This is a genomic window from Synechococcales cyanobacterium T60_A2020_003, from assembly GCA_015272205.1.
Classification (GTDB): Bacteria; Cyanobacteriota; Cyanobacteriia; order RECH01; family RECH01; genus JACYMB01.
Genome location: JACYMB010000143.1, coordinates 1 through 17515, shown reverse-complemented (window position 1 = coordinate 17515; position 17515 = coordinate 1). Strand labels below are relative to the sequence as shown.

The 17515-nt window shown below is 51.3% G+C and carries 11 protein-coding genes and 1 pseudogene; 5 read left to right on the top strand and 7 right to left on the bottom strand.

Annotated features, from left to right (window positions below; translation table 11 throughout):
- A partial coding sequence (locus tag IGR76_07705; protein ID MBF2078395.1) for a GAF domain-containing protein occupies positions 1 to 2638 on the bottom strand: 2638 nt, incomplete at its 3' end.
- A 330-nt stretch (positions 2639 to 2968) separates the two neighbouring features.
- Here IGR76_07705 and IGR76_07700 point away from each other — a divergent pair.
- The 3 genes and pseudogenes from IGR76_07700 (at position 2969) to IGR76_07690 (ending at position 4012) form a co-directional block, all read left to right on the top strand.
- Complete coding sequence (locus IGR76_07700) at positions 2969 to 3463, top strand: hypothetical protein (GenBank protein MBF2078394.1); 495 nt, start codon at positions 2969 to 2971, stop codon at positions 3461 to 3463.
- Between the two features lie 6 nt (positions 3464 to 3469).
- Positions 3470 to 3541: pseudogene (locus tag IGR76_07695) on the top strand (hypothetical protein).
- A gap of 33 nt (positions 3542 to 3574) precedes the next feature.
- A complete protein-coding gene (locus IGR76_07690) occupies positions 3575 to 4012 on the top strand; it encodes a hypothetical protein (protein MBF2078393.1) in 438 nt (145 codons plus the stop codon).
- 80 nt (positions 4013 to 4092) lie between these two features.
- Here IGR76_07690 and IGR76_07685 read toward each other — a convergent pair whose 3' ends face one another.
- Both IGR76_07685 and IGR76_07680 read right to left on the bottom strand, forming a co-directional pair.
- The gene (locus tag IGR76_07685; protein ID MBF2078392.1) at positions 4093 to 6885 is read right to left on the bottom strand and encodes a cation-translocating P-type ATPase; all 2793 of its coding nucleotides are present in this window, start codon (positions 6883 to 6885) and stop codon (positions 4093 to 4095) included.
- 394 nt (positions 6886 to 7279) lie between these two features.
- Complete coding sequence (locus IGR76_07680) at positions 7280 to 8137, bottom strand: hypothetical protein (GenBank protein ID MBF2078391.1); 858 nt, start codon at positions 8135 to 8137, stop codon at positions 7280 to 7282.
- 194 nt (positions 8138 to 8331) lie between these two features.
- Between IGR76_07680 and IGR76_07675 the strand changes: the two genes are divergently transcribed.
- On the top strand, positions 8332 to 10059 hold the full coding sequence (locus IGR76_07675) for a hypothetical protein (GenBank protein ID MBF2078390.1): 1728 nt from the start codon (positions 8332 to 8334) through the stop codon (positions 10057 to 10059).
- A gap of 79 nt (positions 10060 to 10138) precedes the next feature.
- Here the strand turns inward: IGR76_07675 and kaiC are convergent, their stop codons facing one another.
- The 3 genes from kaiC to IGR76_07660 all read right to left on the bottom strand — a co-directional run bounded on the left by kaiC (position 10139) and on the right by IGR76_07660 (position 13204).
- A complete protein-coding gene (gene kaiC, locus IGR76_07670; GenBank protein MBF2078389.1) occupies positions 10139 to 11713 on the bottom strand; it encodes a circadian clock protein KaiC in 1575 nt (524 codons plus the stop codon).
- 90 nt (positions 11714 to 11803) lie between these two features.
- Positions 11804 to 12121 carry a circadian clock protein KaiB gene (gene kaiB / locus IGR76_07665; GenBank protein ID MBF2078388.1) on the bottom strand — a complete coding sequence of 106 codons (318 nt, stop codon included), beginning with the start codon at positions 12119 to 12121 and terminating at the stop codon, positions 11804 to 11806.
- A gap of 177 nt (positions 12122 to 12298) precedes the next feature.
- Positions 12299 to 13204, bottom strand: coding sequence for a circadian clock protein KaiA (locus tag IGR76_07660; protein MBF2078387.1), 906 nt, complete (start codon positions 13202 to 13204; stop codon positions 12299 to 12301).
- 358 nt (positions 13205 to 13562) lie between these two features.
- Between IGR76_07660 and IGR76_07655 the strand changes: the two genes are divergently transcribed.
- A complete protein-coding gene (locus IGR76_07655; protein ID MBF2078386.1) occupies positions 13563 to 16673 on the top strand; it encodes a response regulator in 3111 nt (1036 codons plus the stop codon).
- A 104-nt stretch (positions 16674 to 16777) separates the two neighbouring features.
- Here the strand turns inward: IGR76_07655 and IGR76_07650 are convergent, their stop codons facing one another.
- Positions 16778 to 17443, bottom strand: a complete 666-nt coding sequence (locus IGR76_07650) for a response regulator transcription factor (GenBank protein ID MBF2078385.1) — start codon at positions 17441 to 17443, stop codon at positions 16778 to 16780.
- Positions 17444 to 17515 lie beyond the last annotated feature (72 nt).

Below are 17515 nucleotides of genomic sequence, written 5' to 3'. Positions count from 1 at the left end.
TGAGTTCTAGGGTGCCTTCGAGTTGTTGGGTCAAGGTATAGACCAGTTCCATCCCCAGAGAGTCGATATGACCGAGTTTCAGATCCTCTGGAAAGCCAATACCGTCGTCTTGCACCGTGAGCAGCAGGGTTTGAGAATCCATGGGTTGTAATGACAGCTTCACATGCCCCGTAGAGCGATCGCTAAAGGCATGTTTCAGGGCATTGGAAAGGAGTTCGTTGACGATCAACCCACAGGGATTGGCGGTTTCGATATTCAGCTCTATTGGGGCGATCGCACAGTGCAAATGAATCTCTTGACCTTGGGGATGATAGGACTCAAACACATGCTCGGCAAGGTCTTGCAAGTAGTCTTTCGCGTTAATTCGGTTGAGGCTCGACGTTCGATACAGCTTTTCATGGATGAGCGCCATGGAGTGGATGCGGTTTTGGCTGTCTAACAATAGCTTGGACAGCATCGGATGATTTGTGTGATCGGACTGCAGTTCGAGTAAGCTCGTCACCACCAGCAGATTATTTTTAACCCGGTGGTGAATCTCCTTCAGCAGCACCTCTTTCTCCCGCAGGGAGGTTCGCATCGCTTCTTCAACCTGTTGTCGTTCACAGAGCTGGATCTGAAGCTGTTCATACAGTTCTGATTGTTGAGTGGCGATCGCCAATTGTTCGGCAATTTGTTGCAAAATGGTAATTTCTTGGAGCGTCCACCGTCGCAGGTAGGAGCACTGATGGGCAACAAGCAACCCCCACAACTCATCTCGCTGCAGAATCGGAATGGCGATGGCGGAACGGATTTCGTAGGTTTTAATTTCATCGGCGATCGCCTCAGGCAAGGCGAGGGATGCCAGATCATCGTGGGAACGGGCATCCCCTTTCGCATAAACGTCGTAATCCTGGGGGGTACACAGAAACGATAGGGATTGGTGTAATGCCGAGGCATAGTCGGCTTCACGCGCTTCGGCGATCGCCATTCCCGGTTGATCGGCTCTCATGCGAATGACCAACACCCGATCCGCAATCAAAATCTTGCGAATTTCTAAGACTGCCGTGTTCAAAATCGCGGACAAGTCCAGAGATTCTCGAATGCGCTGAGTCAGATTATTCATCAGCTTTTCACGATCGACCTGTTGCTGGAGGGCAATCGTTCGTTGCGCGACCCGACGCTCCAGTTCCTCGTTCATTTTTTGAAGGGCATCTTCAGCTTCCTTCTGCTCTGTAATGTCGCGGGCAACCGCATAGATGAGGCCATCGTCCGTTGGCGTCGCCATCCACGAAAACCAATGGTAGGTGCCATCTCGATCCAGATAGCGATTGTGAAAATCGACCACAGGAACCCCATCCGCTAACAGAGTCAGTTGCCTTTGGGTGATGGCGCGATCGTCAGGATATACAAAGTCGAGGATGGGACGCTCATAGAGTTCAGATTCTGAATACCCCAAAACAGCCTGAAATTGAGGATTAACCCGCTTGAAGAAGCCATCGGCTCCAGCAATACACAGCAAATCCAAGGATAGGTTAAAAAACTGACTCAGTTCTGCTTCTGTTTGCTGACGTTTGACAACTGACGAAATAATGTTGGCAACAGCCTGCAAAAAGTTGAGGTCGTCTCGACCGAAATGACGAGCCGTTTTAGAATGGATACTCAGCACACCGTAGGGAAAGTGTTTACCCTGAATCGGAAGGCTGATGCCACTCACAATGCCAGCATTGTGGAGAAACGGCGTACCGCTAAAGCGGGTTTCGGTACGAAGATCGTCTACAATCACAGGCTGGGCGATCGCCAGCGTATATCCGGCCTGGGACTGACCGCTTGCCGACACTCTCGCTTGCCCCACCCAACCGTTTTTCCAGCCTTTGCCCGCTCTCAGCAACAGTGCGGCTTGGTTCGGCAGCAATTCTAGGACGCACACATGGGATACGCGCAGCGTACTGGCAATGACTTCAACAATATCGGATAGAGTTTGGTCTAGGTTGTTCGACTCCAGCGCTCGCTGCCCCATTTCCGCAATCACAAACTGCTTCTGGGTAGCTTGTTTCAACTCTGCTTCTATCTGCAACCGTTCTTGAAGCTCCGTCTGGGCTTGGTGATAGAGTTCCGACTGCTGAATGGCGATCGCCACCTGGGCTGAAATTCGCTGTAAAACTTCGACCTCTGACGATTGCCAGTCCCGTGGAGCGGCACAGTGATGGGCGGCGAGCAACCCCCATAGCTGATCGCCGTGTAACACAGGCACTACAATTAGCGCCTGCACTTGAATAGATTTGAGAAGGCGGATATGGCACTCGGATAACTGACTATGGTTGACGTTTGACGTCACCTGAATGCGCCCGTTGCGATAGGGCTCTACTAAATTTTCAGCAAAGCAGGGATCGCAAATCACTTGCCCCATCAGCGCTGTAAAGGAATGCCGGACTGATTCAGCCACCACCGAACCACTCCAGTCGGAGTTAAAGCGGTAAATCACCACGCGATCGCACGCTAGGAAGGTTTGAACTTCCGTGACGATGCTTTTAAAAGTTCGGGGTAACTCTAGGGAAAAGCGAATGCGCTGCAAAATGTTGGCAAGTAGGCGATCGCACCCCGCTTGAGATTCAACCGGATCTGGGAAAGCGTCTGATGCCAATGCCACTGGATCACGCATTACGACCACTGATGATTAACGGATGTTCACATTTCCCCTCCACCCCCCACAATTCTCATCGAAGGATGCAAGTTCACCCATCTTCCTTGAAGATAGCACTCCGTCATTACAGTGTTTCCCAATCATTAAGTTATATAGCAGCTTATGGACTAGAAAGTGTAACAGCTAGGGAAACTGGCCTCGATGCCTGGCTCTAGAGGGCGTTCAAACCATAGGTTCACTGCAATGCGGAGAAGGATACGGTAGATATTTTTAAGTTCTGCAAACATTATCCAAAACCCAGAGGCAACCGATTGTATCTAACCATGGCCTCTGTAGAGTACTGCAATCATGGGAGGACGACGAATTCGGCAATCCGATCGGCGCGGACGCGCTACCCGTGTCGGTGCTCAACCTATTCTTGATTTTTCGCTGAGCGACCTTTGGTCTGCGGATCCCACAGACAGTGAGTTTAGTTCCTTGGCCAACATCACCTTTCCAGCCGGGAAGACGCGCACCACAACCCCCATCGGTATCCGTGATGATGAAGTAGTTGGTGAGGGAACTAACACCATCACCTGGACCCTCAATAAAAAGGCGGCGTTCGGGTTTAAAAAAGAGGTCTACATCTTCAGTGAAGATGACGATACGAATCCTGCCCTGGATCAACCCACCTTCAAACCGATTAAGCTGATCAAGGGCGGCAGCATCAAAGCTGTGACGATCTTGATTGAGGATAACGATGGTTCCCGTCCCTCTGTACGGGGTACGAATAAAAACGATACGTTAATCGGGACGGACGAGATTGATACTCTTTATGGCTTCAAAGGGAATGATTCTCTTTGAGGATTAGATGGCGATGACAGCCTCTACGGGTTTGCTGGAGATGATGACATCAATGGTGGTCGGGGGGATGACTATATTGCTGGCCATGCGGGACGCGATCGCCTACTGGGTGTGATTGGGAATGATGTTATCGATGGCGGCGAAGGACGCGATACGATCAATGGTGGACATGGGAACGATCGCCTGTTTGGCTGGTTTGATAATGATACGCTGATTGGCGAAAAGGGCAATGACGAACTCTACGGAGAAAGTGGTGACGATGTCCTAGAGGGCGGCATTGGTAACGATATTCTGGATGGGGGAACGGGGAAGAACACTCTCAGTACAGGCGATGGGAACGATATCATCGTTGTCGATAAAAAAGGACTGTCCGTGGTTCGTGATTTTGAATTGGGGAGCGATCGCCTCCAATTGACGCAAAACCTAACGTATGGTGCGCTCACCTTTAAACAAAAAGGCTCTGATACCCTCATCCAGTTCAATGGTAAAACCGTAACGATTCTCGAAGATGTCAATCGTTCTGACCTTTCATCGGCAGATTTTCTATAGCAGTGAAGGCGACTATTAGGACATGAGAGGGGGGCTGCATCCTGTCCTAACCAACCCTTTGGCTGCTATAGCACAGATGTCTAGCGACGATTTCCCAAAGCCTTTGGGCGATCGCGCAGAAACAGCTTCTGAATCTCGACCGCCCAAAACCCCACCGTACTAATAGCCAAACAAATTCCCATCTCTGTCCATGAGAGCGATTTCGTCGCAAAAAACTTCTGGAGTTGAGGCACGTAGATCACCGCCATTTGCAACGTAAAGGTAATCAAAACCGCTAGCAGCATGGGTCTATTTGAAAAAATACCTCGATGAAAAACCAACTGTCGTTCTGATCGCATAGCCATTGCCATCCACATCCGCGAAAAGGCCAGCGCTGCGAAGATCATCACCTGCCAATCCTCCCAATGATGCCGCCAGGTCACATAGCCCATCACCAGCAGTGCTAAGCCTAGCAGCGTCCCAACCCACAAAATATCGCGACCCACGCCTCGGCTGAAAATACTTTCATTCGGCGGATAGGGAGGACGCTGCATGACGTTATCTTCTGCAGGTTCAACACTGAGCGCTAGCGCGAGTAACCCATCGGCCAGTAGGTTTATCCATAGAATTTGAATGGGCAGCAACGGCAACGGCATCGCAACAAACGGAGCCAGCACCATAATGACAACACCGCTTGTATTTCCAGTGAGGGTATAGCGAATAAACTTACGGATATTGTCATAAATGACGCGCCCCTCCTCAACCGCCGCCACAATGGTGGCAAAGTTGTCGTTGAGCAGCACCATATCGGCAGCCTCTTTGGCAACATCGGTGCCCGTAATTCCCATTGCCACACCAATATCTGCCTTGCTGAGTGCAGGTGCATCATTGACACCATCTCCGGTCATGGAGACGATGTGTCCTCTATTTTTGAGAGCTTCGACAATCTTGAGCTTTTGTTGCGGAGAGACTCGCGCATAGACGGAAACCGACTCTACTTGATCTTCAAGCTCATGGATCGAAAACTCATTAAGCTGTTGTCCGGTGAGATAGGCGTCATCCGTAGCAATGCCCAGTTCTTTAGCAATGTGATGCGCCATCAGGGGATGATCCCCTGTAATCATCACGGGGCGAATACCTGCATTGATACAAGTTTCAACGGCATCTTTGGCCTCTGGGCGGGCGGGATCGAGCATGCCGATCAGTCCAACAAAGATTAAATCTTGCTCCATCTCTATCTCTTTCCCCTCTAGCGGAGGTGCCTCAAGGGGGCGAAAGGCAATGCCCAAAACACGCGTTCCTCGGCTTGCAAGGCGATCGTTGCGATCGCGAATTTGAGTTTCCCAACCAGCATCTAGCGGTTCTAAATGATCCCGATTCCAGACTTTGCTGCAAATAGAAACCAGACTATCTACGGCTCCCTTGGTAAAGGCGATAAAGGGAGTATTTGGAAAATCATCGGGATACGGCAAGAGCGTAGACGAGTCGTTTTGGCAGTCCCACTGTCCGTTGCTGCGGGCGATGCGGTGTGCTGTTGTCATCATTTTACGATCGGAGTCAAAGGGAGCTTCAGCCACACGGGGTAACAGGTCTTCAAGTTCCTCTTTTTCCAACCCTAGGCGATCGGCAGCAACGACGAGGGCAATTTCTGTCGGATCGCCAATCGCATTATTCGAAGAGGACTCTGCTATTTCCACTTCATCCGGAACGAGGGCGTTATTGCAGAGGGCACCGCCTGCCATCGTAAGCGCCATCGAAATTGGGAGAGGCGTACCGGAACCGGGCTTAAAGATAGACTTATTTCCATCCAATCGTGATGTAATTTGGGCGAAGGATTCCCGGAGATCCACCCGCTCTCCAGCCAGGGATAGAATCGTGACGGTCATTCGGTTTTCGGTGAGGGTTCCTGTTTTGTCTGAACAAATAGTGGTAACCGATCCTAGGGTTTCTACGGCTGGCAGTTTGCGGATTAATGCGCGTCGTTTCAACATGCGGCGTGCGCCCAGAGCCAGGGCAATGGTGACAACAGCGGGTAAGCCTTCCGGAATAACGGCAACGGCAAGACTCACCGCCGTTAAAAACATTTGCTCTAGTGGTTCACCCCGCAGTAGACCCAGCGCAAAAATTACGGTAACGAGTAACAAAGCTGCGATCGCCAGTCGTTTTCCTACTTGATCCAAACGACGCTGGAGGGGGGTTTTTTCCTGCTCCACACTCTGCATAGAGTCGGCAATTTTGCCCAACTCAGTATGCATTCCGGTGGCGGTGACAATCCCTTTAGCGCGACCGTAGGTGACCACCGTGCCCATAAATACCATGTTGCGGCGATCACCCAGCGGAATATCGCCAACTGCTCCCGATTCCGTGCTTTTCTCCACCGATTCCGATTCCCCGGTAAAGGCTGATTCTTGGGTGCAGAGATTTTTACATTCAATCAATCGCGCGTCGGCAGGAACCTGATCCCCATCTTCGAGCTGGATGATGTCTCCGGGAACGAGTTGGCGTGCTGGCACTTGATGCCACTCTTTATCCCGCCAAACTCGCGCTTGAGGAACAGCCATTTTCTTGAGGGCTGCAAATTCTTTTCCAGCCTTGTACTCTTGGCTGAAGCCAATCAGCGCATTAAAAATCACAATCGCCAGAATGGCGATCGTGTCGTCTGCGTTACCGAGCAACGCCGTCACAAGCGCTGCAACGATCAAGACGATGATTGTGGTAGACGTGAACTGCTCCCATAGCATCAACCAGGGACTTTTCGGCGGGCGTTCGTTGAGTTCATTGGGGCCATAGTCCTTCAAACGATTTTCAACATCTTGTTCAGACAATCCCGTTTCTGGAGTCGTTTTCAGGTTGTGCAGCACATCTTCGATTTCTAACTGGTGCCAATACTCCATAGTTGCCCTACTGTCCTCTGGTGGTTCTCCCCGTACCAATCACCCAAATTAAACCACGATTCCCAAAGGTAGGACGGTATATTGCTCAAGGTAACAGAGTCAGGACTTACGCACTACGTGCGACGTCCTAAGTCTTTTAGGCGATTTTGCGCGGGTTACACCTGTGCAAAATCGCCCAATTGCGTAAGTCCTGAGAGTGCTGCGAAGGGTATCTTGGTACTGAATGCGATCGCCTCTATGCGGTCATGAATCGCACAGCAGACTCCAACGGGGAGCGATCGCACTGAGTTCTAGCACACTGCAAAAACTATGGAGACGAAGCAAAGCGCTGTTCCTACTGTTGGCGTGCAATGGGATCGTTAGACTGTTATTCGCTATTAGGAATATTCTTTGCTCAACGTGCAAATTCATAAGTAATCTCTGTAAGCCTACCTCTCCAATACGGTTTCGCACCGTCAGGCAGTAGCCATGCCACCTCGCCATCAAGCGGAACTTGCATACCACTACGCTCGCTGTAGTTCCAAAAGTGCCCACACCAAGGTGTTGGGACGATTTTGCCATCCACCATGCGTCCCCGTGCTTCTGCTTGCACATGTTCAATGAGATCGTGCTCATTAAACGTGAAAAGCAGGGTTAGGTGAATGGTATTGTCAGTCATAGTCCCTTTAGCAGAGCGATCGCTTACGGCTTCCCAATGTATCCCTTGGCTGGGTAACAGTTTTGTGGGATACCAAGCTGCCTCAGCAAAAAAGCGCATTAGTTCCCCTTCAGCGACCTCACCAGTCCCTCGTATCTTGACGAGCGAAAACAGTCCAAATAATGCAGCGTGTAGAAGACCTTCACCAGCTATATACGCATCATGCACCATTACTGGAATCCCCGGTAGCATAGCAATTCGGCCATTCCAGTCAAAGCCCGGACGCTGGGTCATCATGTGTTGCTCGGACGTAAAAGGCTTCCACTGCTCCGTTGTCTGACTCACATTGAACGTACCACGATGCCGCATATGGACGCTGACTATCATTGGTTGCCCATCTTGGAGAGATTTACGAAAGTACCGTTGCACTGGAGCAGGTAAGCCATCAAGCTCATCAAAGCAAACCCTTTGAGGTTGAACTGAAACACGGGATGCGTTCAAGCAATCCCGTAATTTCTGGGTGCCTACTTTCCAGCGAGAAATGCCATACAGATTGACTCCTGCAAAGGTGACAATCAGTACAAGTACAAGTACAACGAAAACTTTCGGCACCATAATATTTTCAGGCGTTCGGGAACTGTCTAACGTTGCCCATCACCGAACAATGCTATCACAAGGAATTTTATCTGGAACCTTGCACGTTGCTGACTGAGAATCGTCCCTCTCTGTGCCCCCGTCCCACGGTAAAGTACAAGGTGCTGTTGCGTAATACCGCTATGGGCACTGTTTACTCTAGCCTTTGGAATTGGCTGACTACACCATGCGATCGCGCCTCGGCAACCCAACGTCGGGTTTGGTTGGCGTTATCGTTTACCGTTGCAGTTCTCTATGGCCTGCTCACGCTCAAGCTGGCATTTGCGGGTAAATACGTCGTACAAGATGATGCGCGGCAGCATGTGTTTTGGATGTATCGATGGGTGGATTCTGCCCTGTTTACGAACGATCTGATCGCAGACTATTTTCAGTCGGTTGCACCGGAGGGATACAAAATTCTCTATCGAGGGGCGATCGCCCTTGGGATTGACCCATTTGTGTTCAATAAAGTGCTACCGCCGATTTTGGGATTAGTGACGACGGGATATGCCTATGGTGTGAGTCTTCAGCTTTTCCCGATTCCGGCGGCGGCCTTTGGGTCAACGCTGCTGCTGAATCAGGTGCTGTGGGCGAATGATGATCTGCCGTCTGCAACGCCTCGCGCTTTCGTCTATCCGCTGCTGATCGCGTTTTTGTATTATCTATTGGGGCGCTCATCCCAAGACTCTACTGGCGAGGTGCGTCATTCTAAGTCTGGACTGGGCGCTTGCCTGATTTTGATTGCGCTTCAGGGGGTGTTTTACCCGCAGGCGGTTTTTCTGTCGGCGGGCTTACTGGTGTTGCAGCTCATTATCTGGCGGAATGGCCGATTTGCCCTGTCGCGCGATCGCACCGATTTGCTCTTTGTAGGGGCTGGGCTGGGGGTGGCGATCGCCATTCTCCTGCCTTACGCACTGCAAACCTCAGTTTATGACCCAGTGATTACCCTCGCTGAGGCTAGGGAATTGCGGGAATTTCAGCCTGCGGGGCGATCGCGCTTTTTTGATTCGAATCCGTGGGAGTTTTGGATTCATGGCAACCGGAGTGGGATTCTGCCTCGCACAGAGCGTCTGCCGTTTCTGCTGTATGCGGCGGTTTTACTGCCCGTGATCCGTTTTTTCCCAGACCGATTTCCGCTGGTGCGTCAGCTTCATCCCCAGGCTCGGATTTTGGTGGATCTGATCTTGGTGTCGCTGGGGTGGTTCTTTGGGGCGCACTTGGTGCTGTTTCGGCTGCATTTGCCTAGTCGCTATACGCAGCACAGTGTACGGATTGTGCTGTGCCTCGCGGCGGCGATCGCCCTTGTGGTGATGCTGGATGCGCTGTTCCGGTGGGGAACTCAGGCTCGGTGGCAAACCGTTCTCGCTTATGCTGGAACGGCAATGATCGCTCTATCTCTGGTGCTATATCCCAACTATGCCTACGAGTTTCCGGGGGCAAACTATCGGCAGGGAAGCCAGCCGGAGTTGTATGCATTTCTATCTCAACAGCCAAAGGATATTCACGTTGCCACACTGTCAGCAGAAGGAGACATGATTCCCAGCTTGGCTCAGCGGTCGGTGCTGGTGGCAGAGGAATATGGCATTCCCTATCACATGGGTTACTACAATGAGTTTCGGAAGCGGGCGATCGCCTTGGCGGAGGCGCAGTACAGCCCAAACCTGACGGACGTTCAGCAATTTATCCAGGAGTACGATATTGACCTTTGGTTGCTTGATGCCGATGCCTTTAGCGATGAATATCTGAACCGGGTATGGGTGCGCCAATATCCAGAGTTTGCGCGGGATGTGCGTCGCACGACTCGGCAATCTGAGGAATCGCCTGCGTTAGAGAGGGCGATCGCCGCTTGTACAGTGTGGAAAAATCAAGACCTGGTTCTCCTGGATGCGGCGTGTATCGAGTGATGGAGTGGGGGAGTGGTGGAGTAAAGAATTTAAAAGTCATACCCCTTGTCCCTCATCACTCCGTTCCCCCATCACCTCTTCACCCCTCCTCATCCTCATCCTCATCATCGCCTTGTTGAAATCCGCGCACAATCCGCGATAGCTCGCTCTTCTCGTCCACGGCAATCCGGGATGGCGAACCGCTGATGACGCGCTCGTACTGGCGGAAAGAGTCTTTAATCTCAGGGCCGCGATCGGTGATGATGTATTCCCGAATGCCTTTGTCATGCCAGGAACCTCGCATTTTGAAGACGTTGATGGCTCGCGCCATATCGCCACGGATTTCCACGTATTGCAACATCAAGATAGTGTCGGTAATGGTGGAAATATGGGAGTCGGTGATGGAATGGGAGCCCATGAACTGATCGGTGGTGTTGGTGAAGAATCCGGTGATCTCTTCCTGTTTGGCAAATCCGGTGACGCCGATTACAAACTGCCGGAAGGCGTTGTTACTGACGCCACGAGCCAGGGCCGATAGGGAGTCGATGGCAATCCGCGATGGCTTGAATTCAGAGATTTCGGATTTGATGATTTGTAAGTGATCTTCGAGTCCTGTGGATTCGGGATAGGCGCAGATAATTTTGAGCAAGCCTTTTTGCTCTAGATCTTCAAAATCAATGCCCCAGGAGGAGGCGTTGCGGGAAAGCTGTGCCCGTGACTCTTCGTAGGCAAACAGCAGGGCACGCTCGCCAATGCGACAGCCATCCTGGAGAAATTTACTAACCAGCAGCGTTTTCCCGGTTCCGGTGGCTCCGGTAGCCAGGATGATCGAGTCTTTGAAGAAGCCCCCCCCGCACATTTCGTCGAGGGTTTTGACGCCCGACGATACCCGGACGTTGGAGGATCGCTGGGTCAGTCGCATCGCGCCTAGGGGGAAGATACTAACTCCTTCATTGGTGATTGTGAAGGGATATTCGCCTTTCATGTGGGTGGTGCCGCGTAGTTTCAGAATTTCAATGGTGCGGCGGCGACGCTCGCCTTCGAGGGCGTTGCGGAGAATCACGACGTTATCGGATACGAATTCCTCAACACCAAAGCGGGCGATCGGGCCATATTCTTCGATGCGCTCGGTGGTCATGATGGTGGTAGCGCCAACCTGCTTGAGGCGAGCAACGAGACGAAAGATTTCGCGGCGCACAACGGAGGCGGCATCGTACTGCTGAAAAACGGCGGTAATGGAATCAATCGAAACCCGTTTGGCTTTGTATTTGCGGATCGCGTATTGAATCCGTTCAATTAGAGCAGATAGATCAAAATTGCCAACAATGTCTTGCCCTTCTGGATCAGGAGAGGCGTCTAGGATGAATAGCTTGCCTGAATCAACCAATCCTTGAAGATTCCAGCCAAAACTATAGGCGTTTTTGATAATATCGGCTGGAGACTCTTCGAAGGTAACAAAAACGCCGGGTTCATCAAAATGGACGATGCCGTTGTATAAGAACTGTACGGCAAATAGCGTTTTTCCGGTTCCGGATGTGCCGCTCACAAGGGTGGTGCGTCCGACGGGGAGGCCATCATGACTGATGTCATCGAAGCCTTCAATCATCGTGCGGATCTTACGAACTCCGGCTGATTCCGGCATATTCTGCTGGCTCGCTGGATTACTTTGTGTCATACGGTTACGTTATGCAGGCTTTTATTAAATAAGAAATGCTTGTCTCCTCGCAAAAATGTACACGATCTTGATCACCATTGGCGGAAAAACTCACCAATTGTTGGCTTCGTCTTCGCTCAACTCTTCGTAGAGGAGATCTAGGCCGATCAAAACTTTTTCGCGATCGGATAAATCGCCGATAATTTTGCGAACGGGCGGGGGTAAAATTTTGGCTAAGGTAGGGGTTGCCAGAATTTTGTCTTCTTCGGCAAGTTGGGGATTTTTGAGAACATCAATCACTTTCAACGCGTACACGCCCTGGAACTCGGTTTCTAGGATGTTATTCAACGTTTTGAGTGCCCGAACGGAGTTTGGCGTATTGCCTGCAACGTAAAGCTTGAGGACATAGGTTTTTCTGAGAGGATTCATGGTGCTTACGGAGGAGCCTTACGAAGATTTAACTTTAGATATAGATGGCGAATCGAGTGGATAGACCGTTAAGTGCTAAAAAATGATTCAACGATGCTCTAAGATAGTAGTACAAAAGAACCAAGTAGTAGTCATAGACTAAACAGGGGAATGCATGGACTAGGGGACTGGAGTCGATCAGGTTTCTCGTGGAATGGAGCGTCTATACATTTCGCATAGGTTGGCTAGAACATCAATAAGGGTTAATCGATAATCCAACAAGATTTCTTCACTGCGTCCTTCTAACTTCAACTGTTTGGCAAACTCGTCCATCAGGGCCATGTGGAGCTCGACGACCTGGGATACGGGAACGTCTGAGAAGAATGCCATGTTAACAAAGTTATCGATTTTGTCATTGAGCTTTCTCTCGTTGTTTCTCGCAAAGTAGCAGAGAATGATTTCTTGATAACTTTCTTTCAGAAGCTTCAAAAACTCCTTACGCTCGTCTTGGTTCATGTATCTCATGAAGCTACTAGGGTTGCGTTTGTAATAAACCCCTAGATATCCCAAGCGCTCTTTAAGTCGATCGGCCAGCCGCTTTTGTTGGGTGACTAAGGAGTCCCGTGCGGAGCTTTCTGCCATTGGATCGAAGAGGCGCTCTGAATCTGCTTGTTTGGCAGGGGGCGAGAGTTTTAGAAATTTGCTGATGGCCTGTTCGATAAATTGATCGATCTGCTCGATTTGGGAGAGCATGATCCGGAGAGCGGCCTGTTGGTAAGGCGTTTTGGCATGTTTGGATTCTAGAGCCGCGATCGCCGCTTCGACGGCTTTTTCTGAGTTTTCGGTGCTGCCGTCAATTTCTAGGACAACGGTGGGAAGGAGGATAGCGCGCTGATGCAGTTGCTTAAAGAGATGATCGAGCTGGGCGCTACTTTCAATCACCAGGCAGTCGATGTGATGTTTTTCCCGATCTACGAAGGTAAGGAAGTCATTCTCAACTAGAAACTGATTTAAGGTCTGACACGTATCTTGCAGAGCTTGACGCACCACATCGATTAACGATGGGGTGTGTAATAAGGTGCAGACGGAGAACTTAGCGTGCAATGGGTCAATATCCTCGTGAGCCTTGTAAGGTATCAATCAAGAGCAAGGGGTAGTGCAGACGCTGGGTTAACCATGAGTCGTTACTCTCTCCTAGTCTTTACTTTTTTTTAAGAAGTTTAGCTGAATATCAGAATACTCAACATTTATTAAGTTTGTAAACGCTCTCTACGCTGGAGTTACGCCGCATAATAGTAGGTAGACTCGCCGTTTGATACCTAAATCCTTGCGGTTGGTTTGAGCAGTAGACCTGATTGTGGATAGAAGATGAATCTGGAGCCTGCCTAGTGTACATTCAGGGCTTCGAGGTGGCTCAGTGCATGGACGGTGCTTGACCGTTTGGTTGGTGTCTTATATTTATATGCCCTCTGCAATCCTGCGAGATTCATTGAAGCCAACTGCCGTTTGTGTCCAAACGGATACGCTTGCAACGATCTTAGATCGATTTCAGAAGGAACGGCTGAATGAGATGGTGGTGCTGGATGGGCAGGCATCTCCAGTGGGCATTATTTGGGTGCGATCGCTCTTGGGGTATTGGTTTGGCGATCGCCCGGAGGAGATGCTTCAGAAAACGGTGGCCGAGTTGGCGGGATCGCTGGATGGGACTGGGCGATCGCCGCTGATGGATCCGGTGGCGACGCTGTCTCTGAAACTGACGGAGGAGGATCTCGATGTAGCGTGCCGAGCCGGTGTTCCACCGTGGGCTGTGGTTGATGAGTCTGGTCGGTTTGTTGGGCTTTTGGATGCGGCTGAAGCTTGGCGTTTTTTGGCGGCTCAGCGTTGGTCTGAGGAGGCAATGTCTGCTGAATCCGAAACGGTGGAGTCTAGAGCAGCGGTTTGGGGGGCGGAATCTGTAGGATTTGCGTCTTCGCTGCTGTGGGAAACCTTTAGTTTGCTATCGTCGGTGGAAGTTTTGCGTCGGTTGCCGTTGCCGCTGATGTTGCAAACGGGACGAGGTCAGATTGTGGTGCAAAACTTGGCATGGCAACAGCGCTTAGGGGAATTGGAAAATCCGGTAGAGGTTTGGCAGTCGGCGGCTCCGTTACTGGAGCAAGTTCCGTCTGTGACAGGCGATCACAATAGTCTTTGTCAGTTGGGAAGTGATCAGAATTCCTGTGACTGCGTGTGTGCGATGAAGGATGGTCGGGAGCAGGTTTGGCGCTTTATCAAAATTCCGTTCGGGATTTTGACTATGGGGGCGTCGGATGTGGCGTCGATGGTAGAGCCTGTGGCGCATTCCTACCTGAGGATGGATCGCGTGTTGCATTCAGTGTTTCATTTGGCGCGGTTGGGGGAGGGGGCGTCGGTGTTACCAGGATCGTCAGAACATCCAGAAACGCTGTGGCTGATTTTGGCGCAGGATGCGACGGAACAGCATCGGATGGCTCAGGAGTTGGCGGCGAAGAATGCGGATTTGGTGCAGCTTAATCGGTTGAAGGATGAGTTTTTGGCCTGTATTAGTCATGAGCTAAAGACGCCACTCACGTCGATTTTGGGGTTGTCGAGCTTGCTGAAGGATTGCCTGATTGGGGAGATGAATCCGCGTCAGTTGCGGTATGCGCAGTTGATTTACCAAAGTGGCCGGCATTTGATGACGATTGTGAATGACATTCTGGATTTGGCGCGGATTGAAACGGGGCAACTGGAACTATCGCTGGAGTTGGTGAATGTGGCGTCGGTGTGCGATCGCGCCTATGAGCAAGCCTGCCAGCATACGAAGAGTGTGGAGATCCAGGAGGGCGATCGCACGGTGGCGGATCCGTCTACCTCGGTGCGAAGTCCTGCGTTTACGCTGGTGATTCAGCCGGGGCTGGAGGTGATGATTGCGGATGAGCTGCGGTTGCGGCAGATGTTGAGTAATGTGTTGTCGAATGCGCTGAAGTTTACGCCGGAAACGGGCGAGATTGGATTACAAGTGGAGCGTTGGGGGCAGTGGATGGCCTTTACGGTGTGGGATACGGGCATTGGGATTCCGGCGGATCAGCAGCATTTGATTTTCCAGAAGTTTCAGCAGCTTGAAAGTCCGTTGACGCGCCAATTTGAGGGAACGGGGTTGGGACTGGTGCTGACGCAGCGCTTGGCGCATTTGCACGGTGGGGATGTTACGTTTACGTCGGTGGAGCAGCAGGGGAGTCGGTTTACGATTCTGCTGCCTCCAATTCCGGCTGAAGCGATCGCCCGATTTACGCCGGAGCAGCTTGCCCACATTTCGGTGGCCTCAGGGGCGATCGCCCAGGGGTTAATTTTAGTCGTGGAGTCGGCCCCGAAGTTGCTGGAGGTGTTGATGAGTAAGCTGACGGGGATGGGCTATAAGGTGGCGATCGCCCGTTCGGGGACGGAAGCGTTGGAGAAAGCTCGATGTCTGCAACCGAGCGTGACGTTTTTGAACCCGACGCTGCCATTGCTATCGGGATGGGATGTTTTAACGTTACTGAAGTCGAACCCGTCAACTGCTCATATTCCAACGGTGGTGATGACGACTCCCACCGCCCAGCAGATGGCTCACCACCACCATGCGGATGAGTTTTTGGATTTACCGATTCAGGATCAGGCTCTGAGTGATGTGATGGAACGTCTGGTGTTACGTCGCCGATCGGGGTTGCGACCTAAGGTTATACCTTATATCACGGTGCTGCACCTGTCGTCGGTTGAGGAGCGATCGCTAGACGCATCCCCATCTACAAGCCTTTCCTATAATTTGCACGATATGCTGGCTCCTTTACCCTGTCGGGTGTTGGAAGTGAATGGTGTGGAGCAAGGGGAGTTACTCGCTCGCGTGTGGAAGCCCCACGTTATTTTGCTGGGTGAGGCGATTCGGGAACCGGATGGGATTCTGCGTCAACTTGAGGAGTCGCCCGGATTGCGGAGGTTGCCCTTAGTGACATTAACGGTTGAAAGCACCCAGGCGGCGAATCAGTATCCTGACCTGACGGTGTACCCATGCCTGACACCTATGGATGTATCCCAGTCCGGGCAGTTATCGGCGCTGGCTCAGGTGCTTCAGGTTGCGACTGGGCTCAGTTGGAATCCCCATGTGCTGGTGATTGATTTGCTGTCGCAGGATGATCCTGAACCATTACGTTTGGTGGTTGATGGCATTCAGGCAGAGGGATATACGCTACTCGCGGCTTCGTCTTGGTTAGAGATTGCCCAAGCACTGCAGGGGCAGGTGACAGATTTGATTGTGCTCTGCGTATCTAACCTGGAGGCTCAACCGGATTTGATCCGAATTATTTACTTGCTTGAAAAGTTGGAATTGCGTCCCCCCGTTATTGTTTGGCAATCTCAACCCGTGTGCGTGCAAGATGGAATCGTGCCTAGTCCTGCTCAAATTTCTGCCCAAATTTTGAGTGAAACCCAGGCGCTGCTTCGTCGATTAGAACGGGTATCAACCAGCATCTTACCCGCTTCTACCAGTGTAGATATGCTGGTTAATCAAATTTGTCACACGCTGGGTGTGCAGTCACCCTGAAGTCAGGAACGCTTGGGGGCTTAGGGTTGAGATATCAATTTTGAGTTTTAAGTTTTGAGTTGACAGTATTAAGCTCGTAGCTGAGGTGCTGTATGAATAGCAGCTTAGGGTACAAGCCCAGCACGGAGGGCAACGACAGCCGCTTGGACTCGGTCATCAACGGCAAGCTTGTTCATAATGCCGCGAACGTGGGTTTTGACGGTATTGGGACTAAGATAGAGTTCGGCGGCAATTTCGGTATTGCTGCGTCCCTCGACCATTAGGGTCAGCACTTCAAGTTCGCGTTGGGAAAGCTGACCGATCAGGGCAGGCTCACTGGATGCGGGCTGCTTGAGGTGATCCATGACGAGACGGGCAACTTGGGGGTCTAGATAGCTTGCTCCCTCTTGGGCTGCGGTAATGGCAGCGACTAGGCTTTCGACGCTGGTGCCTTTGACGCAATATCCATCAGCACCACTGGAAAGTGCACCAATGACTTCGGTCTCAGAGGTGTGAGAGGTGAGCATAACAACGTGGGTATCGGGCAATGCGGTTTTGATTTGTTGGGTTGCAGCAATGCCATCTAGCCGCGGAAGCCCAATATCCATGACCACGATATCGGGATGCAGCTTTTGGGCGAGTTCGACGGCAGTGTATCCGTCTTCGGCTTTGCCGACAACCTCTATTGTTTCGCAGGTGGATAGGGATTGTTCAAGGCCAAGCTGCATCATGGGATCGTCTTCCACGATGAGAACTTTGGCTTTTGACGGGGATGAATCTGCTGGACTCATAAGCAATACTCGCTAGGCAGAGTAAAGATTGGTTTCTTGTACTCTACCGTATCTAGCGGAATTGCAGATATC